General features: G+C 41.3%; 23 protein-coding genes. 8 read left to right on the top strand and 15 right to left on the bottom strand.

Annotated features, from left to right (window positions below):
* Together MKX34_RS09115 and MKX34_RS09110 are read left to right on the top strand one after the other, a co-directional pair.
* Complete coding sequence (locus MKX34_RS09115) at positions 1–618, top strand: hypothetical protein (protein ID WP_076296036.1); 618 nt, start codon at positions 1–3, stop codon at positions 616–618.
* 238 nt (positions 619–856) lie between these two features.
* Positions 857–1,408 carry a glutathione peroxidase gene (locus tag MKX34_RS09110; RefSeq protein ID WP_076099986.1) on the top strand — a complete coding sequence of 184 codons (552 nt, stop codon included), beginning with the start codon at positions 857–859 and terminating at the stop codon, positions 1,406–1,408.
* A 278-nt stretch (positions 1,409–1,686) separates the two neighbouring features.
* On the opposite strand, the gene MKX34_RS09105 is transcribed toward MKX34_RS09110, so the two are convergent.
* Positions 1,687–2,412 carry an HAD hydrolase-like protein gene (locus tag MKX34_RS09105; protein WP_051491308.1) on the bottom strand — a complete coding sequence of 242 codons (726 nt, stop codon included), beginning with the start codon at positions 2,410–2,412 and terminating at the stop codon, positions 1,687–1,689.
* Between the two features lie 193 nt (positions 2,413–2,605).
* On the opposite strand from MKX34_RS09105, the gene MKX34_RS09100 reads away from it, so the two are divergent.
* Both MKX34_RS09100 and MKX34_RS09095 read left to right on the top strand, forming a co-directional pair.
* Positions 2,606–3,769, top strand: a complete 1,164-nt coding sequence (locus MKX34_RS09100) for an ABC transporter permease (RefSeq protein ID WP_076104093.1) — start codon at positions 2,606–2,608, stop codon at positions 3,767–3,769.
* A 96-nt stretch (positions 3,770–3,865) separates the two neighbouring features.
* Positions 3,866–4,375, top strand: a complete 510-nt coding sequence (locus MKX34_RS09095) for a PadR family transcriptional regulator (RefSeq protein ID WP_036684013.1) — start codon at positions 3,866–3,868, stop codon at positions 4,373–4,375.
* Positions 4,376–4,480: 105 nt separating this feature from the next.
* Here MKX34_RS09095 and MKX34_RS09090 read toward each other — a convergent pair whose 3' ends face one another.
* The 8 genes from MKX34_RS09090 to MKX34_RS09055 form a co-directional block, all read right to left on the bottom strand.
* Positions 4,481–4,738 (bottom strand): AbrB/MazE/SpoVT family DNA-binding domain-containing protein, encoded by a 258-nt coding sequence (locus MKX34_RS09090; protein ID WP_036684015.1) that lies wholly within the window; start codon positions 4,736–4,738, stop codon positions 4,481–4,483.
* Positions 4,739–5,339: 601 nt separating this feature from the next.
* On the bottom strand, positions 5,340–6,860 hold the full coding sequence (locus tag MKX34_RS09085) for a S8 family serine peptidase (protein ID WP_080742448.1): 1,521 nt from the start codon (positions 6,858–6,860) through the stop codon (positions 5,340–5,342).
* 93 nt (positions 6,861–6,953) lie between these two features.
* Positions 6,954–7,589 carry a DUF6033 family protein gene (locus MKX34_RS09080; RefSeq protein ID WP_036684019.1) on the bottom strand — a complete coding sequence of 212 codons (636 nt, stop codon included), beginning with the start codon at positions 7,587–7,589 and terminating at the stop codon, positions 6,954–6,956.
* 1 nt (position 7,590) lies between these two features.
* Complete coding sequence (locus MKX34_RS09075) at positions 7,591–7,875, bottom strand: hypothetical protein (RefSeq protein WP_036684022.1); 285 nt, start codon at positions 7,873–7,875, stop codon at positions 7,591–7,593.
* 16 nt (positions 7,876–7,891) lie between these two features.
* Positions 7,892–9,013, bottom strand: coding sequence for a TIGR04066 family peptide maturation system protein (locus tag MKX34_RS09070; protein WP_081383809.1), 1,122 nt, complete (start codon positions 9,011–9,013; stop codon positions 7,892–7,894).
* On the bottom strand, positions 9,013–10,470 hold the full coding sequence (gene ccpM, locus MKX34_RS09065; RefSeq protein ID WP_217904434.1) for a Cys-rich peptide radical SAM maturase CcpM: 1,458 nt from the start codon (positions 10,468–10,470) through the stop codon (positions 9,013–9,015). Before ccpM ends, MKX34_RS09070 begins: the two co-directional genes overlap by 1 nt.
* A 40-nt stretch (positions 10,471–10,510) precedes the next feature.
* Positions 10,511–10,690 carry a CLI_3235 family bacteriocin precursor gene (locus MKX34_RS09060; protein ID WP_036684027.1) on the bottom strand — a complete coding sequence of 60 codons (180 nt, stop codon included), beginning with the start codon at positions 10,688–10,690 and terminating at the stop codon, positions 10,511–10,513.
* A 77-nt stretch (positions 10,691–10,767) separates the two neighbouring features.
* Positions 10,768–12,495, bottom strand: coding sequence for an ABC transporter ATP-binding protein (locus MKX34_RS09055; protein WP_076296035.1), 1,728 nt, complete (start codon positions 12,493–12,495; stop codon positions 10,768–10,770).
* 176 nt (positions 12,496–12,671) lie between these two features.
* Between MKX34_RS09055 and MKX34_RS09050 the strand changes: the two genes are divergently transcribed.
* Positions 12,672–13,427, top strand: coding sequence for a LytTR family DNA-binding domain-containing protein (locus MKX34_RS09050; RefSeq protein ID WP_179089046.1), 756 nt, complete (start codon positions 12,672–12,674; stop codon positions 13,425–13,427).
* Positions 13,428–13,450: 23 nt separating this feature from the next.
* A complete protein-coding gene (locus tag MKX34_RS09045) occupies positions 13,451–14,215 on the top strand; it encodes a GHKL domain-containing protein (RefSeq protein ID WP_339204820.1) in 765 nt (254 codons plus the stop codon).
* 76 nt (positions 14,216–14,291) lie between these two features.
* Here MKX34_RS09045 and MKX34_RS09040 read toward each other — a convergent pair whose 3' ends face one another.
* The 4 genes from MKX34_RS09040 to MKX34_RS09025 form a co-directional block, all read right to left on the bottom strand.
* Entirely contained in the window at positions 14,292–16,385 is a 2,094-nt protein-coding gene (locus tag MKX34_RS09040) for a glycoside hydrolase family 36 protein (protein ID WP_076104096.1), read from the bottom strand.
* A 119-nt stretch (positions 16,386–16,504) separates the two neighbouring features.
* Positions 16,505–17,815, bottom strand: a complete 1,311-nt coding sequence (locus MKX34_RS09035; RefSeq protein ID WP_036684033.1) for an extracellular solute-binding protein — start codon at positions 17,813–17,815, stop codon at positions 16,505–16,507.
* A gap of 123 nt (positions 17,816–17,938) precedes the next feature.
* Positions 17,939–19,582 carry a response regulator gene (locus MKX34_RS09030; RefSeq protein ID WP_076104097.1) on the bottom strand — a complete coding sequence of 548 codons (1,644 nt, stop codon included), beginning with the start codon at positions 19,580–19,582 and terminating at the stop codon, positions 17,939–17,941.
* Positions 19,575–21,437 (bottom strand): histidine kinase, encoded by a 1,863-nt coding sequence (locus tag MKX34_RS09025; RefSeq protein ID WP_052097448.1) that lies wholly within the window; start codon positions 21,435–21,437, stop codon positions 19,575–19,577. The genes MKX34_RS09030 and MKX34_RS09025 overlap by 8 nt, the downstream gene beginning before the upstream one ends.
* 197 nt (positions 21,438–21,634) lie before the next feature.
* On the opposite strand from MKX34_RS09025, the gene MKX34_RS09020 reads away from it, so the two are divergent.
* Together MKX34_RS09020 and MKX34_RS09015 are read left to right on the top strand one after the other, a co-directional pair.
* Positions 21,635–22,525 (top strand): sugar ABC transporter permease, encoded by an 891-nt coding sequence (locus tag MKX34_RS09020; RefSeq protein WP_036684044.1) that lies wholly within the window; start codon positions 21,635–21,637, stop codon positions 22,523–22,525.
* The gene (locus MKX34_RS09015) at positions 22,525–23,358 is read left to right on the top strand and encodes a carbohydrate ABC transporter permease (RefSeq protein WP_036684045.1); all 834 of its coding nucleotides are present in this window, start codon (positions 22,525–22,527) and stop codon (positions 23,356–23,358) included. Before MKX34_RS09020 ends, MKX34_RS09015 begins: the two co-directional genes overlap by 1 nt.
* Positions 23,359–24,730: 1,372 nt before the next feature.
* Here MKX34_RS09015 and MKX34_RS09010 read toward each other — a convergent pair.
* Positions 24,731–25,783: a CapA family protein gene (locus MKX34_RS09010; RefSeq protein WP_256717685.1), complete on the bottom strand. Its 1,053-nt coding sequence runs from the start codon at positions 25,781–25,783 to the stop codon at positions 24,731–24,733.
* 123 nt (positions 25,784–25,906) lie between these two features.
* Positions 25,907–26,527, bottom strand: a complete 621-nt coding sequence (locus tag MKX34_RS09005; RefSeq protein ID WP_339204814.1) for a class I SAM-dependent methyltransferase — start codon at positions 26,525–26,527, stop codon at positions 25,907–25,909.
* Positions 26,528–26,643: the final 116 nt, after the last annotated feature.

The raw sequence follows: 26,643 nt of genomic DNA, 5'->3' as shown, positions 1-26,643 counted from the left end.
TTGAGGAATATTGTTAATGATACTCAGTTTCTCAGTGAAAGAGCTACGATGATGTACTATTTTCAAGATGAATTTTACAATCCTGAGAAAACTGAAATTTTTTATTCACCATCAGGGAAGTTTAAACTTGAAATCCATCACTATAACCATGTAGTAGGTATTATTAGATATAATTATACAAAAGGAATTATTACGGATAGTGAGCATAAAACCATCGACATAATATATAGAAACTTCGGCACATTTCTATTCAGTTGGTTAGAGATAAATGGCATAGAATATCTTTTAGGTGGGTTAGATTATCAAGGGTATTCAATTGTTAATTTATCAAATAAACAAACCAAACATTATGTTCCTGAAGAGGCATATAAAGGTCATGGATTTTGCTGGGGGGAAATAATATATTTTCAACAAAAAAAATTAATAGTGATTGATGGATGCTATTGGGCATGTCCTTATGAACTTGTTTTTTATGATTTTTCTAATCCGATGAATATGCCATATAATGAATTATTTCGCGTGGAAGTTGACAGTATAACAAATTGGGATAATTGGAAAGATTACTGTAGGGTTAGATATCTTGATGGGGAAAACAACGAGAAAGAATTTGTATTTTAGAGACTACACTAACGGAAAACGATAGTGGGGGAGCTTCCTATAAGGTAGCTCTTCTTTTCTATTAAACTAACCGGTAACAACTAAGGGAATATTGGAGGAATACTTTTATTGTAATTAATGATCGAGTGTTGCCCGTTATAGGTTAATACTATAAATATTATTTCTATTATATATTAGACCAATAAACGCCTATAGCGCTATTATGTTATTTATAATAATAACGTGGAGGGATAGTCTGATGTCTATTTATGATTTTCAAGCAAAGTCAATTCATGGTGAGCCTGTTGAATTGTCCATTTATCGAGGAAAAGTTCTGCTTATTCTGAACACTGCCAGTAGGTGCAGCTATTCTCGCCAATTACCTGATCTCCAAAAAATTTACGAAATTCACCATGAGCAAGGGTTTGAAATACTTGGTTTTCCTTGTAACCAATTCAACGAGAAGGAGCCAGAAAGCAACTCGGAAGTACATGAATATTGTGAGAGCAACTTTGGAGTTAAGTTTCCTTTATTTGAGAAAGTTGAGGTTAGGGGACCGTCTGCCCATCCTTTATTTCAATATCTAACACAGCAAGCACCATTTCAAGGATTCGATACTGAGACATCAGGCGGTAAATGGATGCAGGATTTTCTGCAGGAAAAGTATCCGGACATATATGCCGGCGATGGGGTTAAGTGGAATTTTTCGAAGTTTTTAATCGATAGAAACGGTCATGTATACGGTAGATACGAAACAACGACTAAACCTTTTGACATAGAGCCATTTATTGAGTCACTTCTTTTAAAGTAAATGAATCCGATTGGTAATTTAACCCACAGAGAACGATAGTTTAACATAAAGGGTTTACATATTAGGCATGCAAAACATATATAGACCCTCTCCATTTTTTATCGGATTACTTCCTTTATTTATGTATATATCTTTACTGCCTGACGACGATACCGATTTCTTTCAACTGAAGCACCATCTTTTTGACTTCAATAAAAAGACAACCTTCTTCAAGAAGGTTGTCTTTTATGTGATCAAGCGCTTGCTTGTAAGCTAAGCAAACTCCCCATCGTAAGTTCTTATTCACTAATCGTTGCGTTATCGTATAAGTCAACCAATTCGTCGAAGGAGGTAATAATGACATCAGAGCCCTTCAGCTCATCCTGACGTCCGAAGCCTGCATAGGCGCAGCCGATTACGGTCTGGCCATTTCCTTTACCTGCCTGAACATCAGAAGAACGATCCCCAACCATCCAGGCACTGCTGATACCATGATTATCCAAAAGAATACGTAGCAGCTCGGTCTTAGTCGCAGTGCCTTGACCTCCCGCACTATACAAGCCTTCGAACAACGCCTTAAGCTCATGCACCACAACGATGCTGTGAATATAATCCTCCAGCCCGTTGCTAGCCACAAACAGCTTCACTCCGCGCTCTTTAAGCGCTGTCAGTGTCTCAACCACCTGTGGATACAGTAGTGTGCCTCCGGCTTCAAGCCCTTCAATCTCCAGCTGCAGGAGCAATTCATCCGCCCGGCGGTGCACGGCTTCATCTGCTTCAGGCATAACATTCTTCCAAATGTCTGCCAGCAACATTCCTAAGCAGCCTAGAATACGTTCTTCTGGTGGTGTAGGTCCTACGTATAGTCCCTCTTCCCGCAAAATATCGAACATTTTATGATATGCAGGCAATAAAAGACTTTCAGTCTGGAACAATGTTCCATCCATATCAAATACAATCGCTTCTGGCTTGTTCAGTTTCGCATGAACCACGTTTTGTTCCGTTCCTTGTACTTCGTTACTCATCTGTTGTTCCTCCCCATTCTGTTCTACTTCAGGTAAGACATTCATCTGTGCGATATTTCCAGTACAAGCCCTATGATATATGAAATCGCTTTGTAATGTCCATGCTCTTAACTTTTTCTGTTGCAGTTTATATTTCGTTGTGCTATATTTCAATCTGTAATATTACAACTTGAAATATAAAGGAGAAATAACCATGTCAAATCCATTAATCATACGCTTCCTCAAGCAGCCTGCTACCATCATTGGAATTATAACTGCACTGTTGTTCCAAGTTTTTTTCAGCTTAATTTGGATTACAGGGTACGATCATGTAACGGATCGGGTAGATCAGTTGCCCATTGCTATTGTTAATGAGGATGGTACAAATGCCCAGCCTATAGTCGATGGGATTGCAGGATCACTTCAGTTCGTAACCAGACAGGATCTCCAACTAGAAAATGCAAAAGAAGCACTTGAGCATAGAGAAATCCGCATGATTATCAATATTCCCCAAGGGTTCACTGGACAGATCAGTAATCCATCTGCAAAGACTGAACTCCACTACTTCTTAAATGAATCTAATCCGCAGATGGTCAGCAATGTCATGCAGACGGTAGCACTTAAAGTCACGGCTGCAATGAACACTCAAAGCAGTAATTCAGCACTAAGCCACACCTTGGATGCTATGAATCTGCCGCAGGCACAAGCGGAGATCATCAAAAGTGCTGCAAGCAGCCGCATTTCCGCCAACGTCGAAATCATTAACCCTACAACTAATTTTGCACAAACTATGGTTCCCTTAATGATCGTTACCGCCTCATTTACCGGTGCAATGTTACTCGCGATGAATCTCCATAAAGCTTCCTCCAACTTGTCTGGACAATTTAGTAAATGGAATCGCTTTGCAGCCCGATTTGTCATTATGGGTGGAACGGCTGTGCTTATCTCACTAGTGGGAACTATCATGGTTAACTCACTCGGTATCCACTCTAATCGTGGCTTTCTGCTTATGTGGCTGTTCGAGTTCACGGTAATTCTCTCCTGCATGATCCTTGCTCAGTTTAGTCTGCTGCTCCTCGGGGATGCTGGCGGCTGGCTAAATATTGCCCTTCTCTCCATGCAAATGTTAGCGTCCGGAGCAACTATTCCACGCGATGTGCTTTCACCTTTTTATAACTGGATCGGTCCCTTCTCACCCGCTTACTATGCAGTTAATGGTATGCTCGACCTGGTTATCGGGGGTAACGGGGTATGGAAAGATATGTTCTATTTACTCTGTATTGGGGCAACAATTGCTGTATTAAGCGTACTTGTCACTTTCCTCCGTAAAGAAACTCGGATCTCACGAGAACAAGAGCCCGTGCCAGTAAATGCGTAATTATACAGTTTGCCACTCCGGCTATGCCATTTCAAATTGAGAGCGATATGCAGTTGTGATATGGTAGGAAGTGAAAGAAAGGAGCGGCAATGATTTATGAACATACAAGATGTTATTCTGGGGATTTTAAGCGAAAAACCTCATTCTGGTTACGAGATAAAACGACATTTCGAGGAATACTTCTCATTTTTCTTCGATGCCAGCTATGGCACGATCTATCCTACCCTAAGCAAGATGGAAAAGCTGAATCTGATCACTAAAGAATCTGTGCGACAGGAAGGCAAACCCGACAAAAATGTATTCACCATTACCTCTGCCGGCTTGGATCAGTTCCACGCTTATCTACAATCACCAGCCGAAAAAGATGTTCTGCGTTCTGACTTTTTTATGCACCTGTATTTTGGGGAAAAGACGGACAAAGAGAACATAGATAATCTGCTTCGGCAAGCATTGATAGAAAAGCAGGCAATGTACGACGATCTGGAACAGAAGTTGAACCAGCTAGATTACAAGTTATCTTCCTACCAGAAGTTGTGCATGGAGCTAGGCCTCGTACAATATGATGCTTTTATCAAAAAAATCCAAAGTGTGCTAGAGTCTAAATAAAACCCGCTTTCGAAAGTACACCATAAAAAAAAGAACCGGTATTACAGGCACATCTTGTGCTTGTAATACCGGTTCTTTTTTTTGAAATCATATGTGGTATATGGATTATGCTCTATCAAAGCTTGCAATAAGTTCATCAAGAACATCTTTGCTTACCATTTTACCTTTGAAATTGATCAGGTTTTCTGAGCTTCCGGAGAAGATACAAGTTGGCTCATATTTTCTAAGGATAATCTTTTCAGCGTCTACAAAAATTTCGAGCGGGTCTTTTATGTCGATTCCCATTGTTCTACGCAGTTCAATAGGAATTACGATACGTCCCAATTCATCCACTTTTCTTACTATGCCTGTTGCTTTCATCATCGTACATCCTCCCTTGAAGTCACATTTATAATCATTCTTGCTAAAAGCTATGTACGCTTCTATATGATAGTAATGATTACGCTACTACCTAATTCTAAAGTTCTATTCATTTCCTGTCAATTATTTTTCTACATTATATGATATTATTCGACAAAATTTCGACAATGTATGATATCTGTTGAGCACCAAGAGATGAAGCCGTGTCAGAACACAAAAAAATAGGGGCTTCTCTGGAATGTCGAAATCCACCCAGAATGTAACCCTACTTGATGACAATTCTACCCTAAAATACCTTCGTTAATCTATTTGTAAATCTTGTCACTCCGCTTATCCGCAATCACAAGTAGGAAATTGTCGAAAACTAGCAAGAACGCTACTCCGTCATTTACCCAGATGTTTAGTAAGTCAAACTTAAATAGGATCTATCATTGGAATAATAATTTCGCTATGAGTAGTGTGTGTATCGAATCCTCATGTAAATACAAGGCTGATGATATCACTGTAGTGTAAATACGATGAATCCGGAAGTCGACTAACGAGGGGCTAGCAAAGAAGTTATTAATGGAGGGTATTCTAAGTGTTTGATGATTTTTGTCCCCCATTAAGAGAGTAAATAAACTATAGAATTATAAAGTTCTCCGATAAAGGTTTCATCAATCTGTTTAATATTGATAATACGTTCCTGGCATAAGCCATTTACAGCAAAAGTTGCTTGAAAGTAACCGTTTAATGGTTCAATGTCTATTTCAATATCCGTTTCTATTTTATCCGAAATATCATAGCCATATAAGACATATATCGCGATATCGTAAGATTTCTTATTCAGAATTAAGGAAAAATAGGAAGATGTCTGCGCTGAGTTTGTCTCAGGAACATAGTCTATTCCGTATAAAACTCCGATAGGGTGATTCGATGCAAAATAACTGTTATAGTTATTATTTTTAAATTGCCCTTTTAACCAGAGAATAACTTCAAAGTCAGTGTCAGCAGGGATGTAAATAGAAACCATTGGCTCTTCGATCAGCAACGGGGTGCTGTTAAGTGTGTAAATGTTGTGTATTTTGAATAAGCTATGCCATAACTTAATGTTAGTACACTGATTGTTAACTATCTTGTTCATATCTTTTCCTTGGTAATTGTCAATAAACACTACATTTTTATTGTATTTCGAAGCAATCCACTGTAATTCAACATAAGCATCAGGGTAAAGATCTCTGCTGATCACAACGAGAGTCTCAATATTTTCATTGTAAGCCAATAGGGCTGCATCAACAGCATCATAAGCCGACTCAGCGGGAACGACAATTTCACCGTGTATGTTAACGCAAAGATTCCGATTGTCCAATTTGCATTTTCCGTTCACATAGCATACTAATATATCACTTATCCAATCAGGGTCAGCATAGCAAATAAACAAGTGTTTATCGTCCCTATAGTTATTTGCCATTTTCGACAACATGAGTTTTATTTGCTGCAAGTTAGTTAGGTGAGATTTACCAATGAGTTCACATACTTTGGCTGTAATCATGGGCGCGGCAAAGCTGTTCGAGTTGCTGCACTCTTTACCATTCAAATGATGTCTAGCAAAAGCCGTAAATTCTATACCGTCGATGATATTATCATTGAGATAAAACTCCCCTTCGTGCAGCGTGTTGCTTACCTCTCTCTTAACGCCTATAACGTTTGAAAAAGAAGCTGGATATGTAATATAATCATGATTACTTGCGGCACTTACAATAACTAAGCCTTGACCAGCAACCTTGTTTATAACTCTCTGCGTTTCTAATAAATCCGCTGAGCAATGGCTTCCCAAGCTGATATTTACAACTTGGATATCATTTTGAACGCACCATTCTAGTGCACTATACAACTTCTGGATATTTCCCCTTAAGGTATCAGACAATATCTTCAAGCTATACATATAGATTTCCGGATAATAGTGCTTAATTATGCCTGCGCAGATGGTGCCGTGAGTTATTCTTTCGGGACTGTCTATTGTATAAGCGTCTATTGTGAAATCTTCATTGAAGATCAACTGTTGAACAACCGGTTCACCTAGCAAATATTCGTTGATACCATCATCAATCACGGCAATTTTCACTTTAGCTTCGATGTTCATCATCTCCTTTTACAGATCGACAAAAATAAAACCGCCTCATTGGTCACAAATCCATTGACCCAGGCGGTAGTCATGATTAAAAAAGTGATTAATCATTTAATTAAACAGGTTCTTTTTCCGCAGCATCGAATCCAGACTAGCTTGTAGCACACTATTTAAATACATGCTATCTTCTTCACCATTATTGGAGTTGTCAATAAATAACCCGAATTGTGATAGGCTAGAGCTGCTACTTAATTTACTCAACGAGTCTAACTGCTCCGCCTTTCTTTTTTTTTCTGCCTCTACTTCTTTATTAATCTTCTCCCGCTCGGCAGGTGTTAAATAATCACCAATCACCCAAAAAGTAGCTGTTCCATCCGGATGTATAATGACGCCACTGGCATCACCGGGTTTATCATTAGCGCTGGAAGCAAAATGATCCTGAATAATTGCTTCTACCCTTTTTTGCATTTGTGGATCTGTTGCCGACTGATTCAGTATATTTGGAGCAATGGTTACATTCCCTTTGCCAACACTACCAGAGTATACACTTTTCACTGCTTCATTGTTCTTTGGTATGGCTTGAACGTTGATTTTAATGTCGAATTTTTTTTCCAATTCCGTCAAAACCGCTTCCGAACTCGATGTCGATAGCGCGTCTTGAAATGAAATCTCTGAACTCTTATTTTTCTGGATTACCATTGCAGCCCCCGCACGATTCAGGCTACTGAGTGAAGCTACATTCAACAACTTAAACCAACTCCCTTATTCTTTTTTCCTGTAGAATGCGGCAAACTGTATTATTAATTCGATCTAGGCTGTTGAAGCATCCATTTAATATATCGGTTTCCGGAATTTGTATTTTTAGTTTTTCCTCAATATGTACAAATAGAACCAACAAATCCCGTGGTGAGAACTGCATCGCCTCGCCCAATAAATCTTCATAGAAGTAGTTTTCATTAAGCTTGATCTTGTCCATTCCCATTACGTCGAATAATATTTCGTTTATCTGTTCACGCACTTGATCCAGATCCATAAATATCACCCTTCTTTTATACGATTTGCATATTTTCCTGTAACAATAGAGCTTCACAGCATTCTGCTAATTTCAAAGTGTCTGTCCCATTTAACGAATTAAACAGAGGAACCTTTGACTCTAGCGATATTTGTGCAATTTTTTCATCAACCAACTTAGAATCAACCGTAAAAAACTTCAATTCTTTATCCTGTTTGCTTCTGCCCGTATCAAATTTATGATTTGACATATTAAAACAATCAATATCAAAACCTAATTTATGCTTTGTTGACACACATATCTTATCGAGAAACTCTCCATTAAAATCATCATAGGTCAAGTTCATAATACCGACATCCGGATGGATTGCACTAGCCGCCTCGAATGCAGTAATACCAAATCTATTGGTAAACAGATTATTATATACCATTGTCCCGCCTGGAATTCCGATAATCATTACATCAGGTCGTTCGTTCAATTCAATATATTTACAGAAGTGATTAAAAAGAAATATTTTATCTATCTCCGCTTCTTTATGATTAAACATAAAATCAGGAAAAGAATGAAATCCCATAATCTCACAATAAGATTTTGTCCCAATTTGACTTACTTTGTACCCTTCTTTCAAGAAATAATCCCTTAGGCTAAGCTGAACATCAAATTTATTGGATTTTTCCATAAGACTCGCCACGCAGATTATCGGAACATTAATATCCAGCAGTATTTTCTCAACGAGTTCTACTTTCGTTCTGTCAATGTCAATTCCAAAAAAACTTGTGAGTTCCACATTATTTTTCAGGCATACCTTCTTTACCATTTCAACTTCATGATCAGCACATCTGTTAAGCAGAACAATATCTTTCCCCATCTCTGCGGCTTTGATAATTGTCGGGAACACCACTTTTTCAAAACTGCATTCAAATTCACAAATCATTAACACATCAAATTCATCATCTGAAAAAGAATCTTTAACTTTTATACCCACATCCTCACCATAATAGCTGTACGCTGCATCTTTTTCATTCAGTCCAAAACCTAAAGGTGCCATTAATGAAACAAGCTCAAAGTTGCCCAGTAAATTGGAGAATCTGACGACCGGACCGAAATCTGCATGATATGGATAAACAATTGCTCTTTTTTTCACCATTGTCTCCCCCATTACACTTTTTCTTTATCAAAGTCGTAGCCTAACTCTCTTAGTACGCAATAATCTTTAAACAAACTCTCAGTGTTTTCTTTAACTTTATTGCAGATACTTAATTTTTTGGCAGCAGAAAACTCACTGATATCATCGGCGGCCATTGCACAAGAAGTGCAATATCTAAAGGCCCAGCACTCTTTGCATTCTTTCTCCGTTATTGTTCCAATGTTTAGTATGTTCCGGATATTATCCAATTCAAAGCCTGTATCTATATGCCCAATCCTCATTACACTAGATGCTTCACTAACTCTTTCACAGGGATACAGAGCACCGTCAGCATTCACAAACAATCGTTGTACTCCTGGAACACACGGTCCGGAATGATGGTCTTTTTTTACATCATAGAAAGAGATTCTAAGCCTGTTATGGACATTCTCCTGGATTTGATCAAAGCTTTCCATCACCAGCTTGGATACATCATTTTTCTTAAGCCTATCAAATTTATAAAGAAATAATTTGAAAACTTCGTAATTATACATCTTGATAAAACTGTCATTGATTAAGGACTCACTTTTTTTGTAGCTACTTGCTATATCACTTGCCATAACAGCAAAGTCTTTTACGGTCTCATAGTTTGAAAAAAAGTTTGTGGAACAGCTAAAATCTGAATTTGGATCAATTACTGCATTGAACATCACTTTATCAACATAGTCTGGTGTTTTGTTTTTGATATTTTCAATATTATCCATAATAGTCTGAAAACTGCCTTTATTATTTACCGCAAAAACTCGGTTTCTATCATGCGCGACTTCATCGCCGTCCAGGCTGATCGTTAAATTAAAATCATTAGAAGATAAGAACTCTAAGGTTTCGTCGGTAATTAAAGTTGCGTTTGTAGTAAGGTTAAACGTTAGTTCTTTGCCCGCACTTTGTTCTCTGGCATAAGCAACACAAGCTTTTATTAAGTCCATTTCCAGTAAGGGCTCTCCTCCATAAAATCCAATATTAATAATTGGAGAATCTACGGAGTGCTCAATCAAAAACTTAATTGCTTTCAAAGCAACCTCTTTTTTCATTCTCTTATTGGTATGTACTCTGTGTAAGTAGCTCCCTGAATACGCGCAATAGCTGCATCTTAAATTACAGTTTTGCGTGACCTGCAAAGTTATCGAGCCAACGCTTCTGCTTAAATTGTGCTGCAAAGAGTCGCTCATGGGATGAATCATCTCAAAATCCTGTTTCTCCGCCAAAAAACCGGAATCAAATAAGTTTTGAATCTCCGGTTCCACTTGTTCAAAGTTTGAATTTCTATAGTTCAACAAAGCCTGATAAGATCTTTCATTTAATTTAAGAAATGTATTTGCATTCGCATCGAACATATATTTTCCCGTTACCGTTTCAAATAAATGAAATACTGGCACCTGAACTCCCCCCACTCTAAAAGTGAAGCAGGACAGCTTTTTTAATAAAGCCATTTAGCCATCCTGCTCTTAGCTATACTTAAGATTGCACTTACTACCCGATTCCAATAGCAGTCATCTTCATGGAGTTACCAGTATAGGTTACTTGTTTCATGGCTGCTTTGTTTGATCCGCTGGCATTGCATGTACATGCATAACAAGGACATGCACTGCAAGCTGCATATGCCTCCAACGTTTCATAATTTGCATTTGTTCTTTTTACAAGTTGTTTCATATGCCTATTCCTCCTTTCAAATCGTATTTATCTAAATATCAATATTTGATATTTAAATCACTCGAAGGGTAAACCCATTAAACGAATTGATGCTGTTGTGTGATGAGCCGATACCTTTCATTTGTATAAGACAACTTCTCATGAAGTCCAATAGCGGAGACCTGGCCTTTTTCTAAAAAGATTACTCTATCCACATGCTTCAGAATTTCCGGCCTATGACTGACTATAATCACTGTATTGTTACTGAGTGCTGTATCTAATAGATGGTTGATGGCTTGTTCAGAGTGAAGATCAAGGTTGGAGGTCGCTTCATCAAAAATCACCATAGGCCTGCTTTTTACTAATGCTCTGGCTATCGCGATTTTTTGTTTTTGTCCACCGGACAACTTGTTCCCATTAGAACCTACGACATAATCCTCAAACCAGCTTGTATCCTTCTCTAATAATTGGGTAGCCTCAATAGCCTGTCTATACTGCTCCTCATGGTTTTCACTGTAAAGTTTTATGTTATTTTCGATGGTTGTGTCAAAAAGATATATCTCTTGACTAACAGTCGAAATTAATTCCCGATATTCATTCAAATTAATAGCCTTAATATCCACTCCGTCAAATAAAATTTTTCCTGCAAGTGGTTCGTAAAACCTCTGGATTAAATTTAGGATTGTAGACTTCCCCGAACCATTCATTCCTACAATGGCCACTTTCTCATGGCTGCCAATCGTGAAATTCACATTTGACAAGATCAGTTCAGTATCATAAGCAAAGCTTACATTTTCAAACTGAATGCTCCCAAAAGGGTTGAGTCGCTTCATACCAATGTTGGCGGATTCTACATCACAAGCTTCGATTTCTTCCTCGAGCAATGAATAATACCTTCGGGCAGAAGGCATTATTCCCGACAATAAGTATCCAATATTCAACATCGATGAGATAGGAGTGGTCACATAAGCGCTATAGGTAATAAATGCAAATATACTTCCTACCGAAAGCTTTGAATCTAATATCATCGTCGATCCAGAAGCATATATTAGAAGAACTAGTCCTCCAATTAGAAATCTCTCCACAGTAATCCGCCAATTATCCAATAAACTGATTCCCATATGGGAGGTTATTACTTGATTCTGCTTGTCTGCAAATTCTTTTTCTTTGAAAATGAATAAATTAAAAAGCCTTGTTTCCTTCACACCATTCAAACTATCCTCAAACCAATGCGAATATTCTCCATCCTTCGTGATGTATTTTTCCGCAAGAGACTTTCTTTTTTTAGCAAACGATTTCAAAATTAAATATTCTATAGGGATTAAAATAAGCACAATAAGTGTAAGTTCCCAACTTATGATAAAAAGTCCAATAACTCCTCCTACCAAACTAAAACACTGACTAACAATAAAAAGCATGCTACCATCCGTTATTTGCGAAATATTCGATATATCGGTGCTAACGCGATTTAAAATTTCACTGCAGTTTTTATCAGTGAAATATTTCACTTTCACTTTCATAAGTCGATCAAATGCAGCTTTATGCAAGGAGTAGATAATATTTGAAGCTATTTTTATTCTTCGTTTTTCTTTGAGCAAATCTAAAAAGCTACTGAACATAGACAAAAGAAAGATGTAGATTGCCGTTAAAATAATGGTTCTAACATCTGATTTCATAAATCCTTCATCAATAATAATTTTGTTGAACATCGGCAAAATGGAACTAATCAAAGTAGAAAATATTAAGAGCAGAAAAATAATACATAAATTCTTTTTATGCGCTTTAAATAATCCGATAAGTTTTTCAAGGGTATCCTTATCATTCATAGAATATATCCTCTTCTACTTTCAAGCTTCGGTTTGACATTGATAACGCTATCAATATATCATATAAAAGAATATTTGGGGTAATTTGGTAGCTAATGGTTGGAATAGGAGGCTGAATGACGTTTCGTGTCAGGTTTTGGTATCTCTGAAGATTAACAAATTTAATTATGGGGGGGATGGCTTTGTTACGCATAGCCGTATGCGATGACGAGAAAAAGGAACACGATTTGCTAAAGGAATATCTCCCAAGACTTATGAAAAGCACGGCTTACTCTTTCGAGACTCAATATTTTACCTCCGGTGAGGAATTGCTTCACTATTATAATCAACAGAGTAGTTATCCTTTTCATATACTTCTAATGGATATTGAACTGAGAGGATTAAATGGAATCGAGGTTGCAAAAAAAATCCGTGCACTTCCGGATCGGGAGGTTCAAATTATATTCTTGACAAACTATCCGCAGTACGTAATGAGCAGCTTTGATGTGCAACCCTACCATTATTTGATTAAACCAGTAAACTATGAGTGTTTTGAGGCAAAGATAATAAAGCTATGTAACTATATCATTTCTTCTGTAAATAGGTTTCTAATGATTAAAACTGAAGATGGACATATGGTGATCAAAAATTCTGACATTATTGCGATTGTTAAAATCAAACATTCCTTGGCTAAAAACCGACTAAAGATCATTACCTCTACGCAGCATTACATAATTCCAGGTACAATTTCAGAATATATAAGTAAACTAAACCGTCCATTTATGCTTATTCATCGTTCCGTTATTGTTAATCTGGAACATGTCCATAAGTTTACAGCTACTTCCGTAGTCATGCACAATCAAGAGCAGTTTCCTATTGGCCGTACTCAGGCAAAAGAGGTTAAAGAAGCCTACGCCTATTATATGATTGCACAATTCAAAGAACGAGGATGACTCTTTATCTATCAATGGTCATCATGATGTTGCTTATTCTGCTAATCAGAGAAACCATCCTTTTATTCGGTAAAATTAATGAAAACACCAAACTGACTAAAGAAAATCTGCAATTACGTAAACAGATGGATTATCAACACATCAGCTATGAAAAAACCACACATTCCCTTACAAGCATCAAACAAGTTATCCATGATACGAACAAGCATTTGGTATATGTCCGGAATTGTATTCAGAACAATGAGATTCAGGAATCTATCCATCATATCAATTCAATGCTCGGTCAAATTCATCAGCCTTCTCTCAGACTATCAACAGGTAATTTGGTAATTGATTCTTTAATTGGCAACGCGCTAAATATTGCTTGTGAACACAAAATTGCTATTAAGTATGATATTCATATACACGCCGAAGCTATTGATATTGATCGGTTTGACTTATGTACCGTGATCGGGAATGTGCTGGATAATGCTCTAAACGCCGCTGCAAGAGTTCCAAAAAAAGAAGATAGATTTATTCAGCTGCTAATTTTCACTACCGATACTTCATTGTTTATCCAAGTCACCAACTCACGGAACAATTCTAGCACTATAGTGCAGCATAATTTTAAAGAGAATCCCGCTTTTCACGGATTCGGCTTAACAAATATTCAAAGTGTCACCGAAAAATACGGAGGTCATCTAGTTACTAACGCTCAAAATAATGAATTCGAAACAATCATTGTACTACCTTTTCTAAACATACTTTCAGCAGCTAAGCCAAACCTGACCGAATTAGAAAGGCAGTGAAAAAAACTATTTCCCTAGCAAGTACAGCGGCCGCTCCCCAACAGCAGACTGAAGGGGAGCAGGCCCGCCGCAAGCTTTACGAAGTAATCTCAAACAATCTCGCTGTTTTTCCTGGTGGGAGTGCCACCGTCAAAACCCCTGCCGATTGATCCCAATTCCAAGTTGAACTATGCTGCTGAGGATAGGCACAGGCGATCACTGGTTCAAATCCCTTCAGCTCTTCTATCGGCAATTGGACATTTGCAGCTTCTCCGTCAATCCGCCATACCGCGACATACCGTCGTTCGCCGCGCCGCAGGCCAAGGCTGACCCATTCGCCCTCACTGTCCGGCAGGCCGAGCGGCCAGAAAGGTGTGGCGTGTGGGATATCACTGCGAATGGTTTTGTAATAATCCAGCGCTTCTTTAACTAGACTTCTGCGGTGAGGTTCAAGCTCCGCCAAATGACCGCTCTGGTGTACACGAAGCAACAGCGCATTAACCATATTGAAGATGACTTCCTCATCGTCACCCTCGCGCAGCGGATAAGACCAAACTGCGGACTGCTCCGGTGTCAGTGCTGCCGGAGAACCTGCGGCAATGGCCGCATACTGTACATAATCCTCCTGGTCGCTAGTAGACTGGATGCTGTGTCGGCTGAGCATCGCATAATCCATGCGCATTCCCCCGCTGGAACAGTTCTCGATGACAAGGTTCGGATAACGAACAAAGATGCTGTCCAACCAAGCCAGATAAGCGCGGTTATGCTGTAGCAACCCATCTCCGAAGCTGTCCGCATCCGTTTCTGTCCCAATGCCTGCATTGATGTTGTAATCCATTTTAATGTATCCTACACCGTACTGCTTAACCAGACGCGCAATAACACCGTTTGCATGATCAATGACTTTCGGGTTGCGGTAATCTAGCTGATAGCGGCTACGGTCCTTAACCCTTTTACCATGCCGCATGAAAAACCAGCTGTCATCAGTCTCCGCAAGCTTCGGGCTGTTGATGCCCATAACCTCCAGCTCAAGCCATAGTCCGGGAATCATCCCTTTGCTGCGGATATAGTCGAGCACATATTTAATCCCTCCCGGAAACCGATCGCTGGAAGGCTCCCACTGGCCTACACCATCCCACCACTCTCCGGGTGCATACCAGCCAGCATCAATGCAGAAATATTCACAACCTACTTCCGCGGCAGCATCAATTAAAGGCAGTAGCTTCTCAGTCGTTGGGCTCCCCCATAGGCAATTCATATAGTCATTAAAAATAATCCGCAGCAGCTCATTATCCTCATTAGGTCTGCGGATCATCCGGCGATATACCGTAAGCTGTTCTGCCGCGCTCTGAAATCCTCCCTGCACAGCACCCACAGCTGCTGGCACCGAAGTAAACTCTTCACCGGGAGCTAGGTTCAGCCACCAATGGTTGTCATGTTCTGTAGGTCCGCTGACCAGCAGTGTAAGCTGATCGTATTGATCCGTCAGCTCCCAATGCCAAGAGCCGTTATGCTCAATCTGCCAGAACAAGCTTGTCCCGCTCTCCTTATTATGCAAAACCGCCATCGGTAGAAGTTCCGCTGCTGACCAAGAGCCTGTATTGCTTGCGGCAATTCGTTTGGAGCCACGGTCTGCCAAATGATACATCCCAAGCTCAGGCAGGCGGTAGGTCCGCCACTGAAGTTCACTCTGCCATCCGCTGTGGGCAAGGGTTACTTCAATCTTATCATTGCGCTCCCCGCTCCCCTCTTTGTCTACACCTGTAAGAGCAAAGGAGGAGATGTATTCCACTGCCACCTCAGCTTCTCCAGCATTCTTTAGCACTGTCCAGCTTCGAACGATTTGCACGCCCTTGTAGAACTGAAAATGCTGCACTGCCTGGATTCCTGTAATCGGATCAGCCAAGCTAAGCTCCAATTTACGCCCGAGCGCATTCACTGTATCGCTGTGTCCCGCATATACCATCCGAAGACCCGGATAGGATGCTCGGTGTGTGCGCCCGTGATATTCGGCGCGGTCTTCGCCCGATAATTGCAGCTCCAGCAGCCGGAAGCCTTGCTTGTTCTTATCCGCTATGGCTGCTTCCAAAGGTGCCGCGCCAAAATGCAATAGCCGAACATCCTGATCTTCCGTAACTTCAATCGTAAGAAATAGTCCATTTTCAATGATTTCAATCATTTTGCTATTCATAATAATGTACCTCCTGACTTTATCTCAGTATCTTCTTATGATTATATAACATATAAAAAAGGGACGGTTCTCCAGTAAGTGAATCTTACCTTGGAGCCCGCCCCCTGATCTGAACCTAGTTATTCTGCCGATCCGAATTGAATCCAAGCTTTTTGAATTTCATCGATGGCTTGATCCTTAGTTTTGCTGCCGCCGATGTAAGCCTGCATGAGCTCACCAAATTTTTGGTGGAAGGTATCCAGAGAGTAGTTCACGGACAGGTCGCCGGATTTCTCTGTTTTGAGGATTTCTTCCATTTCTTTTGGCATTTGCAGGTCAGGCATTGGAGCATCCTTAATTGGAGGAATAACCTTTGCTACTGTAGAGAACCAGTTCTTACCGTATTCAGAAGTATACAGCCAGTTGAAGAATTCAATAGTCTCACCAGCTACAGCAGAATCCTTATTGATACGCAGGGCCTGATCCGCACCAGTAATGATCTGGGACTGTTCAGCCTTGTCGCTGACTGGGTAACCCATAATGCCCAGGTCGAAGTCAGGTGTGATTTTCTTAATGGCTTCTTCATCCCATGCGCCTTTACCAGTCATGAACGCTGTTTTGCCGGATGCAAAGTCGCTGACTTCAGCATTGCTGTCCCGTTCAAGCGGTTTGTCTGTGCCATGTTTAACAGTGGTATCAACGAAGCTGAAGAAGTTATTGTACAGCACCGGGTGATCCTTGATCGTGGTTTTTCCGGCAATAAAATCATTTACTAGTGTCTTAGCATCCGTACCTGCATCTTGGGCTGCCGCATCTACGAAGTGTTGGAAGATGTGTTTCCATACCCACCACTCTTTATAGGCGTTGGCAAAAGGAGTAATGCCTTTAGCTTCAAGCTTAGTAATCGCATCGTCCATTTGGGCTGTTGTCTTAGGAACTTCCGTAATCCCAGCATCAGCCAACAGTTTCTTATTGTACATCAGGACAAATAGATTCCCTTTTACCGGAAGACCGAGCACTTTACCGTCCGTAGAACTCATGTTAGAACGCACTGCATCGGTCATCGCCGCAGCCAGTGGCTCATTAGTTAGGTCAGCACTATACTCCGCAAAGGTATCAATATCTCCACCCGCTGTGGTCTGGAATACGTCAGGTGTACTTCCCGCAGCAATCTTCGATTTGAGCACCGTATTGTAGTCAGCCTGCATAATCTCCAGATTAATCGTCACATTCGGTTTAACTTTCTTGTACTCGGCAATATAAGCGTTAAAAGCATCAGTGTACTCGGGTGATGCGGTGAACATATTAATCGTGACCGGCTTGCCAGAATCTGTGGCAGGAGTATTCCCTGTTCCGCTATTGTCAGCGGCATTGTTGTTTCCGCCGCAACCCGCCAGTAATCCGCCGACGAGCAGCAGACTCGCAGATAAAGCCATAAATCTTTTTAACATGATGTTGCCCCCTTTTCCTCATGCATCTAGTGGTCTTGAGACAATTCTAAAGAAAAAGAAAAAGGATAAGAATGTACATAAGTGAACTTATTAGGGTAAAAAAGTGTTCATGTAACCGCTTCACTACTCCCCGTTCAATAGCAGAACCCGATATTCAGAAGGTGAACAGTCATAATAATTCCGGAACGCCTTGCTGAAATAATTTTTGTCCTTGTACCCCAACATCTCGGAAATGTCTTGGATTTTCAAATCGGGGGTGGATAGCAGCTCCTTTGCCTTATCCATTCTTACCTTTTGTACATACTCATGTATGCCATAACCATATTGCCCTTTAAAAAGTTTCATCAAGTATTCTCTGCTCAGGAAATATTTATCCGTGAACATCGATACTTTAATATTCTCAAAATAGTGATTATCAATGTATGCTTTAATATTTTCCAGTATGCTGGGGCGATTGCCAGCAAGGCTTTTGCTGATTTCATTGCCATAGCAATCTAGAATTCCGCTCAGTACCCGCTCAAATTCGCCAAAGGAAGCAAAATCGCTCCCGATGCCTAGCCCACGCAATCCTTTATCTTTACCGCCGCGAATACGTTCGGGGACCGCATCCAGCTCCGTCGCAATATCGTTCAGTAAAATAATAAATTCCTCTATCTGCCGGTCAGCCTCGCCCAGATTAAAACGTCCGGAAGCCTCCCATTTCTTTGTGAATTCGCTTAAAATACTTTTGGCATGATTGATGTTCCCGCTCTCCAGTGCGTTGCGAATCAAGGGCATACGTCCCGTCAAGGAAGGATTATCTTTCCCCTGTGAAGTATCGTTGCTGCTATTTGTGACAATCGCTCCCTTCAGCGTCAGGAGGTCAATCCCGTCGAGAGAGGCTTTGGCAGTCTCATAGGATTGAGCAAGCGCCATGATGTCACCATAGGGCTGTCCAATTCCTCCGGCAACAACAATTCCGAATAGCTCTTTCAGCGTCGAGACTAACTTCTTCATATGATGTAAAGAGCGGAAAGTTGCGTCCTCCTCATAGCCGCCTTTCATCGTGAAGATGGCGATAAACTCGCGTTCTCCCTTATGGCTGGCGAAGCTGAAGGCCTGAAAATGCTCATCGCTATTCTCATTAATCACATTTGTGACGGCAAAATGCAGCAAATCCCGGTCCTCATGGAAGCGATTACGACGCACTTGTTCCAAATTGAGCACCCGCAGTACACCCGCAGCAAAATAGTTTCCGGTCGTATCAGCGCCGATCAACGGCAGAAAAGCCTCGTTGGACTGATTTTTGAAGCTACGTTCAATGATCGACAGATAAATTTTCTCCTTTAGCTTCGGCAGAGACATGTTGAGCGTAATGTTCCTGTTGATGAACTCACTTTCTTTCTTACGTTTGGCCTCCAGCACATCTATAGCTTTACGCAAGGCCGCATTCAAATCCGCCCGGTTGACCGGCTTCAGCAAATAATCAACTACCTTAGAACGGATAGCCTGGCGGGTATATTCAAAATCATTGTAGCCGCTGATTACAATCGTCAGCAGTTCCGGGAACTCCTTCTCCACGATCTGCAGCAGCTCACTTCCGTTCAGCTCCGGCATCTTCATGTCAACCAATACAAGGTCGATCTTTTGCTCACGCAGCATGGCTAGGCCCATATTTCCATCCGTAGCCTCCAGTACCTGATCGACACCTAGTCCTTTCCAGTCTCCCAGGATGTTGATCGCCTCACGCAACGGTTCCTCATCATCTATAATCAGTACTTTATACATGGTTAATCCCTCCCCGCGGTAACCGCATGTCCATCTTTGTTCCGCCAGCATCACTGGTAATGGCCAAACCCGCAGCCTCACCATACAAAAGCTTCAGCCGCGTGTTCAAATTTTTCAGTCCAATGCTTTCCGTGTCACTTTCGGCAGCGTTTTCTCCGCCCTGATCCTCCCACTGGATTTGAAGAGAATTTCTCACTTGCTCCAGCCGCTCCCCGCTAAACCCCGGTCCATCATCCGTCACTGAAATAACAGTATGGCTAGGCGTCACATGCGCTTCAATGGTAATTGTGATCGTTGTGGATACTTTTTCCAGCGCATGCTTGATGCAATTTTCTACCAAGGTCTGAATGGACAGCTTCGGAATCTCCAGCTCCAGCAAAGGGTCTTCCCACTGGTAGGCCACCTGCATTCTGTTTCCAAAACGAGCCTTCTGCAGTGCCAAATAACGTTCAATATGCTTTAATTCCTCTCTGGCATGGACCACATCTTTACCGCTAATGCAGTATCTCAACGTCATAGCAAGATTATCGACCATATCGACAATATCATCATTGTTGTTTTTCAGCGCCTTGGTGGAAATGGCTTGCAGGGCATTATATAAGAAATGCGGATTGATCTCAGCTTCCAGTGCTTTGAGTACAGCATTTTTCTCGACAATTTTCATTTTATACCGTTCATTGATCAGCTCATTCGTCTTTTCCACCATCTTATTGAAGTGGCGAGACAGATAGGCAATTTCATCCTTTCCTTCAACCTGTGCTTCAGCGTCAAAGCTGCCTGTACTGAACCGCTTCATCTGCAGCGACAGATTCTTTAGCGGGTTCGTTATTTTGTTCGAAATAAAGCTGACCAAGATGACCGAAACGATTAAAAATAACAGTCCTATGAAATAGTTCAATTTGCGTGTTGTCGTGGCCGCTTCATAAATTTCTTTGTAGGGAATCGGCTTAATCAGCTTCCAGCCTTCTTTTTTGCTGATGTCATAAATCACTAGATACTTCTCTTCTTTATCCGACCACGTCACGCGTCCTCCTGAGGCTGGTGTCAGCTCCTTAAGCAGTCCCTCTTGTTCGCTCTGTTGATAAAACCCGGGGTCATCCACCACAAAAGGTTCATTATCGGGACTGACGTACATTAGGTGCTGCCCTTTACTGAAGGGAATATCCTTCATAATCTCGTCCGTAACCGAGGAGTTGAAATAAAGGGAGAGCACCGCCTGCGGCTCCCTGGAAACTATAGAGCGCAGCAATCGATGGTAGCCCATGAAGCTTTTATCCTTATTTATAGGGTAGTCGGAGCTATTGATCATCGAGGATTGGTTTTTTACAAAAGACTGGTAAGAACGGTTAAACGGGCTGGCCAGCGCTTTTTTATACCAGGAAAGATTCTCAATCGACGGATGCTCGGCGACCCGCACGGTAATATTGTAGTTCTCTTTGGTGACATAATAATACTTGTGCTCCTTGATCACATACAGGTAGATAGCTTCCAGATCATTGCGGGAGAAGTACAGGTTCTTCAAGTAGTCCTCCACATACATCTTCGAGGCATAATCCTCCGATTCATGCAAAATCGCATAGGTGATCTCGTCATACGATATTTGCGGCAGGGATAATTGCTCGATGCCGTCCAAATAACTCTCCAGATTCCGGCCGACAAGCAACAGATTGTTGCTCGTACTGGCGATGCTGTTATCCACCGATTCTTTTCGCAGCATGCCGTATGAAATGAACGTCAGTGAGGTCACCACCAAAACAATGATGATTGTAAACAGCAAAATAAGCTTGTTCGCCAACCTGCGTGAGACAAGCTCCAGCACGGGTTCAAACCGCTTTATGATCCACTTTTTAATAATGACCGGCAACCTCCCCCACGATTTACAGGCTTAATTATAAATATTTCAGTTCACCTTTTTACCCCTAACTGTACTCTTAAATCCATTTTTGAGTATAGGGCACTGCTCTATAATACACAATATAGACTAACCGGAATGGTTATGTGTGGCAAGCCTAGTCGATATTACCACCCAACAAATCAAGAAGAGGTGCATCCATGTTAAAATCACTCGGCAAAAGATGGCGCGAGAAAACAGAATTCGGATTATTCACTCTCCCAGTCCTAATCTGTATCGCTGTAGCATTCTACATTCCGTTTGCCATGACTATCCGCTATTCGATGACCAAATGGAACGGAATTTCGAAACACCCTAAGTTTGTCGGACTTGATAATTTCAAACAAATCTTTATGGGCGACACCAACTTCGCCAATTCAGCCTGGTTCACCATAAAGTATGCGATTCTGTACATTGTTCTCGTTAACGTGCTGGCCATTCTGCTTGCACTGGTTCTGGACATGAAGCTGAAGAGCACCCCTTGGCTGAGAGCCGCTTTCTTTATTCCTTATATCCTCAGTCTTGTCATTGTCGGTTTTATCTGGAAATTTATCTTTATGCAAGGTTTCAACTCACTCGGAGAAAGTACAGGCTGGTCCATATTTGGTCTAAGCTGGCTAGGGACGCCGGGACTTGCTTTCGTCTCCATACTGGCCGTCTCCATCTGGCAGTCGATTGGTTTTTATCTGGTCATTTATATTGCCGGTCTGCAATCTGTACCTGAGGATCTCAAAGAAGCAGCGACAGTTGATGGCGCTGGTCCCATGAGAAAATTCTTCAGTATTACACTGCCGCTGCTCGCTCCATCCATTACGATTTCTGTGTTCATGGCACTGACCAATTCGATCAAGGTGTTCGATGTCATCCTGTCATTAACCGGGGGCGGACCTGGCGGAACTACCTACAGTATCGCTTACGATATCTACCGGGATACCTTCCAGAACAATCTGTATGGATACGGTACAGCGAAAGCGCTTATCCTGTTCCTGGCCGTCTTGGTGGTAACCATTCTCCAGTTAGCATTCTTCAAACGAAGAGAGGTTGAGGCATAATGAATACAAACCGCAAAGCAGGCCGAATCATTCTAGAGGTTGTTATGGTCATCCTCTCTCTTCTGTTTCTATATCCGCTATTTCTGACGATTATCAACTCGTTAAAAAGCTTTAGCGAAGTCATGACGGATGTCATCGCCCTGCCAAAACATCTGGTATTCGGCAACTATTCCTACGTGTGGAAGTTTATCAACTATCCGAAGCTGTTTCTGAACAACTTTGTCATTACCGGTGTAGGTCTTCTGGGTATTGTGTTCATTTCATCCATAGCAGCCTACAAGCTGGCACGGACGAAATCCAGACTGAGCGGGGTGATTTATTTCCTCTGCATTATGCCGATGCTGATTCCGTTCCAATCGATCATGCTGACCGTTCTGCAAACCGCTAAGACCTTAAATCTCTCTGAGAGTACTTGGGGACTTGGATTGTTATATTGGGGTTTCGGTGCTCCACTCGCCGTGTTTATCTACCATGGATTCGTCAAGGGTATTCCGGTTGAAATTGATGAGAGTGCCACGATTGATGGAGCTTCCGGCTTCCGCCTGTTCTTCAGTGTCATCTTCCCACTGCTGAAATCGGTCACAACAACCATTGTCATTATCGACGTAATGTGGATTTGGAATGACTTCCTGCTCCCGCTGCTTATGGTCAACGGCTCCCCAGATACCAAAACGCTGACACTGGCTGCCTACACCTTTGTGGGCCAATATACCTCAGATTGGCAATATGCGATGACTGCTATGGTCATGGCGGTGCTGCCATCGATCGTGGTATTCATCTTCTTGCAAAAGTACATCGTTAAGGGTGTTGTTGCGGGGGCGGTGAAGGGCTGATTATCTAATTCCAAACCTAGCTTCTGCATAAAAAGGGGGAGATCCATATGGATCTCCCCCTTTATGCAGACGTTCCAATACTCTGCATACTGCTACGGTCAGCTTTTGATGCAGATGTTCCAATACTTAAATACTTCTTCATACTGCATACTGCTACGGTCAGCTTTTGATGCAGACGTTCCAATACTAACTAGTAGTTTAACTGTATTTTGTACAACTATAACTCTGCAACTCGCTCGGCCGATGGATATAGCTGTATTTCGTACAACTATTCTCTTGATTTAATGCCCTCTAGGCCGATTTTCTAGTTTTTAGTTGCATAGAATACACTTAAAAGCAAAATGGTCCGTTTTACATATAAAATAGGTGTATAGAATGCAGTTATTTCACAAACACAACGGTGATACTTTATAGGCACTCCATACGGACTCCATAAATACTCTCTTCATACTGCAGTTCAGTCAGCTTTTTATACAGACGTTCCAATACTCTCTGCATACTGCTACGGTCAGCTTTTGATGCAGACGTTCCAATACTAACTAGTAGTTTAACTGTATTTTGTACAACTATAACTCTGCAACTCGCTCGGCCGAGACGTTCCAATACTCTCTGCATACTGCTACGGTCAGCTTTTGATGCAGACGTTCCAATACTAACTAGTAGTTTAACTGTATTTTGTACAACTATAACTCTGCAACTCGCTCGGCCGATGGATATAGCTGTATTTCGTACAACTATTTTGTTGATTTATTGCCCTCAAGGTCGATTCTCTAGTTTTTAGTTGCATAGAATACACTTAAAAGCAGAATGGTCCGTTTTACATATAAAATAGGTGTATAGAATGCAGTTATTTCACAAACACAACGATGACACTTCATGGGCACTCCATACGGACTCCATAAATACTCTCTGCATACTGCTACAGTCAGCTTTTTATACAGACATTCCAATACTAATTAGTAGTTTAACTGTATTTTGTACAACTATAACTCTGCAACTCGCTCGGCCGATGGATATAGCTGTATTTCGTACAACTATTCTCTTGATTTAATGCCCTCTAGGCCGATTTTCTAGTTTTTAGTTGCATAGAATACACTTAAAAGCAAAATGGTCCGTTTTACATATAAAATAGGTGTATAGAATGCAGTTATTTCACAAACACAACGATGATACTTCATGGGCACTCCATAGGTATTCCATACGCCACATCCTACGTACACCATACATACTCCATTCGTACTCCTTACGGACTCCATACGTACTCCATACGTACTTCATGCCACTCCATAGGTACTCCATAAGTACTCCACACATTTCGCATTCCAACGAGATCGGGCGCAATCCGTGAATAGTTAATCAGAGTTTGTATTAATTAAAGCGCCTTCTCCGTGACCCTGCCGTTAGCGTCTATGTTGGCATTAAAAGATAGGGTATTCATCAGCTTAATCGTTTTCCTATTGTAGGAATCATCCATGAAATTAGGCTGTCCGCCAATAATTTTGACAGGTGTAATCTTGCTGGTCATCTTGGAGTCCTTAATCTCAACGTTCAATAGCATAGAATTAAGTGTCTTTTCCCCACCACGTGTGGAGCGATTAAATACAAAGTTCCCAAGTGAATAATAAATGGGCTTGTGCTTATAGTATTCGATGCCCATAAGGCAGTGACTGTGTGCGCCAAGGATTAAATCCGCCCCGCTATCAATCATCTGTTTAGCTAGTGTGCGAGCGTACTTTTCAGGGAAATCCTTAAACTCTTCATTCCAGTGAATATATACGATCGTGTAATCATTCTCCTTGGACATCTTCTGAATGGCGCTAAGCATAGGCTGCGAGGTGTAAGCTGAAGCGGCTCCCGGTTTGTTTTTGCCGGCATACCACGAAGGATTTGAAAGCACACGGCTAACGCCAAGGATGGCGATCTTTTTCCCTTTTACTGTCTTAGTATAAGGCTTGAACGCTTCATCTTCATCTTTGCCAGCTCCTGTATGGCCAATCTTGTTTCGATCCAAATGGATCAGCGTGTCGAGCATAGCGTCTTTTCCATAATCCAAAATATGATTATTCGCCAAGGACACTCCATCAATCCCGGCATAGGTTAAGCCACCTAACGTTGCTGGTTTGGATCTGAAGGCAAAGGTTTTCTCTGCCGCTTTCCCTCGGATAGACACAGGCGTCTCCAGATTGGCGAAGGCGATGTCAGCCTTTTGCAGAGTAGGTGCGACCTTTACAAACGGAAAGTTCACCCCATATTTAGCAATCTGATCGCCAACAAAACCGTCCAAAAGGATATCACCCGCAAAAGCAAGCTTTATAGGATCTGAAGATAGTGAAGCTGCACTGGAAGCAGATGTCACAGGAACTATTAGTGATAACATAAGTGTAATAAGTGCTATTCTACGCAAAACCTTCGATCCTAATCTCAAAAAACACAGCCTCCTCTCATCTTTTTATTAGCTATGATCCTAGCATACTGGAAAGAGGTTACTAAATTAAGAGTAGAAAGACCTGTTATTCCTTTGCTTTTTTCAGAACGGCTCTGAAGCAATTTAATCCGCCCCACGCATCCGTATGCACAGCATCCGCAGGCAACTCAAAATCCGTCTCCCCCAATACTGAAATCCAGTTTGCAGCAGCAGGTCATTCATAAGACTCAGATTTACCGTCGGGTAATCAAATGTCAATACCAATAATCCTTCTTCGTTCAACGTCCGGTGAAATTCCCGTAAAGTACCCACTGTATCCTCAAAGCTCAAATGCTCTAATACTGATATGCAAAAGACAGTGTCAAAGCTCTCATCCTCATAAGGCAGATCCGTCAGATTAGCTTGAGCGAAATGCAGGTTGTTTGTTCTTCTAGCGATAACCTGCTTCGCCGCTTTTTCCCCAATCTCATTCTCAATACATTCTTGGATAGCTTTCGGGTAAATAACCCTACTGTCCTTATCGCAGGCATAGACCTCTGCACAAACCCCTGCCAAATAAAACTTCAAGGGATGAGGAATCCCACAGGCGGCATCCAGCACAACACCATGCGGAGAAATAAAGTTAATACACCACTCATATTCAAAGGGACGGCTCCACCATGATTCCGGCAGATCATAAATCAACTTCTCACGACGTGCATCTGAATTTACGAAAAAACGCGAGACAAAGGGATGGGTTGGCATGGCCAGGACTCCTTTTTCAACGGAATTTTAGGTAGTGAGAGTATATTCATGATTTGCTGATTCATTCCATAACCTTACATTGAACGAGACAAACCCAAAAAAACGGCTGCTCCCTT

It is taken from the genome of Paenibacillus sp. FSL R5-0636 (genome assembly GCF_037974255.1).
Classification (GTDB): Bacteria; Bacillota; Bacilli; order Paenibacillales; family Paenibacillaceae; genus Paenibacillus_AQ; species Paenibacillus_AQ odorifer.
The sequence above is the reverse complement of the archived record's forward strand: the minus strand, read 5'-3'. Positions and strand labels throughout refer to the sequence as shown.

Bases quoted from the DNA above. Each gene is read 5' to 3' on its own strand.
- MKX34_RS09110 (WP_076099986.1), top strand. From the start codon at position 857: ATGTCTATTTATGATTTTCAAGCAAAGTCAATTCATGGTGAGCCTGTT.
- MKX34_RS09105 (WP_051491308.1), bottom strand. From the start codon at position 2,412: ATGAGTAACGAAGTACAAGGAACGGAACAAAACGTGGTTCATGCGAAA.
- MKX34_RS09100 (WP_076104093.1), top strand. From the start codon at position 2,606: ATGTCAAATCCATTAATCATACGCTTCCTCAAGCAGCCTGCTACCATC.
- MKX34_RS09095 (WP_036684013.1), top strand. From the start codon at position 3,866: ATGAACATACAAGATGTTATTCTGGGGATTTTAAGCGAAAAACCTCAT.
- MKX34_RS09090 (WP_036684015.1), bottom strand. From the start codon at position 4,738: ATGATGAAAGCAACAGGCATAGTAAGAAAAGTGGATGAATTGGGACGT.
- MKX34_RS09085 (WP_080742448.1), bottom strand. From the start codon at position 6,860: ATGATGAACATCGAAGCTAAAGTGAAAATTGCCGTGATTGATGATGGT.
- MKX34_RS09075 (WP_036684022.1), bottom strand. From the start codon at position 7,875: ATGGATCTGGATCAAGTGCGTGAACAGATAAACGAAATATTATTCGAC.
- MKX34_RS09070 (WP_081383809.1), bottom strand. From the start codon at position 9,013: ATGGGGGAGACAATGGTGAAAAAAAGAGCAATTGTTTATCCATATCAT.
- ccpM (WP_217904434.1), bottom strand. From the start codon at position 10,470: ATGGCTTTATTAAAAAAGCTGTCCTGCTTCACTTTTAGAGTGGGGGGA.
- MKX34_RS09060 (WP_036684027.1), bottom strand. From the start codon at position 10,690: ATGAAACAACTTGTAAAAAGAACAAATGCAAATTATGAAACGTTGGAG.
- MKX34_RS09055 (WP_076296035.1), bottom strand. From the start codon at position 12,495: ATGAATGATAAGGATACCCTTGAAAAACTTATCGGATTATTTAAAGCG.
- MKX34_RS09050 (WP_179089046.1), top strand. From the start codon at position 12,672: ATGGCTTTGTTACGCATAGCCGTATGCGATGACGAGAAAAAGGAACAC.
- MKX34_RS09045 (WP_339204820.1), top strand. From the start codon at position 13,451: ATGATGTTGCTTATTCTGCTAATCAGAGAAACCATCCTTTTATTCGGT.
- MKX34_RS09040 (WP_076104096.1), bottom strand. From the start codon at position 16,385: ATGAATAGCAAAATGATTGAAATCATTGAAAATGGACTATTTCTTACG.
- MKX34_RS09035 (WP_036684033.1), bottom strand. From the start codon at position 17,815: ATGTTAAAAAGATTTATGGCTTTATCTGCGAGTCTGCTGCTCGTCGGC.
- MKX34_RS09030 (WP_076104097.1), bottom strand. From the start codon at position 19,582: ATGTATAAAGTACTGATTATAGATGATGAGGAACCGTTGCGTGAGGCG.
- MKX34_RS09020 (WP_036684044.1), top strand. From the start codon at position 21,635: ATGTTAAAATCACTCGGCAAAAGATGGCGCGAGAAAACAGAATTCGGA.
- MKX34_RS09015 (WP_036684045.1), top strand. From the start codon at position 22,525: ATGAATACAAACCGCAAAGCAGGCCGAATCATTCTAGAGGTTGTTATG.
- MKX34_RS09005 (WP_339204814.1), bottom strand. From the start codon at position 26,527: ATGCCAACCCATCCCTTTGTCTCGCGTTTTTTCGTAAATTCAGATGCA.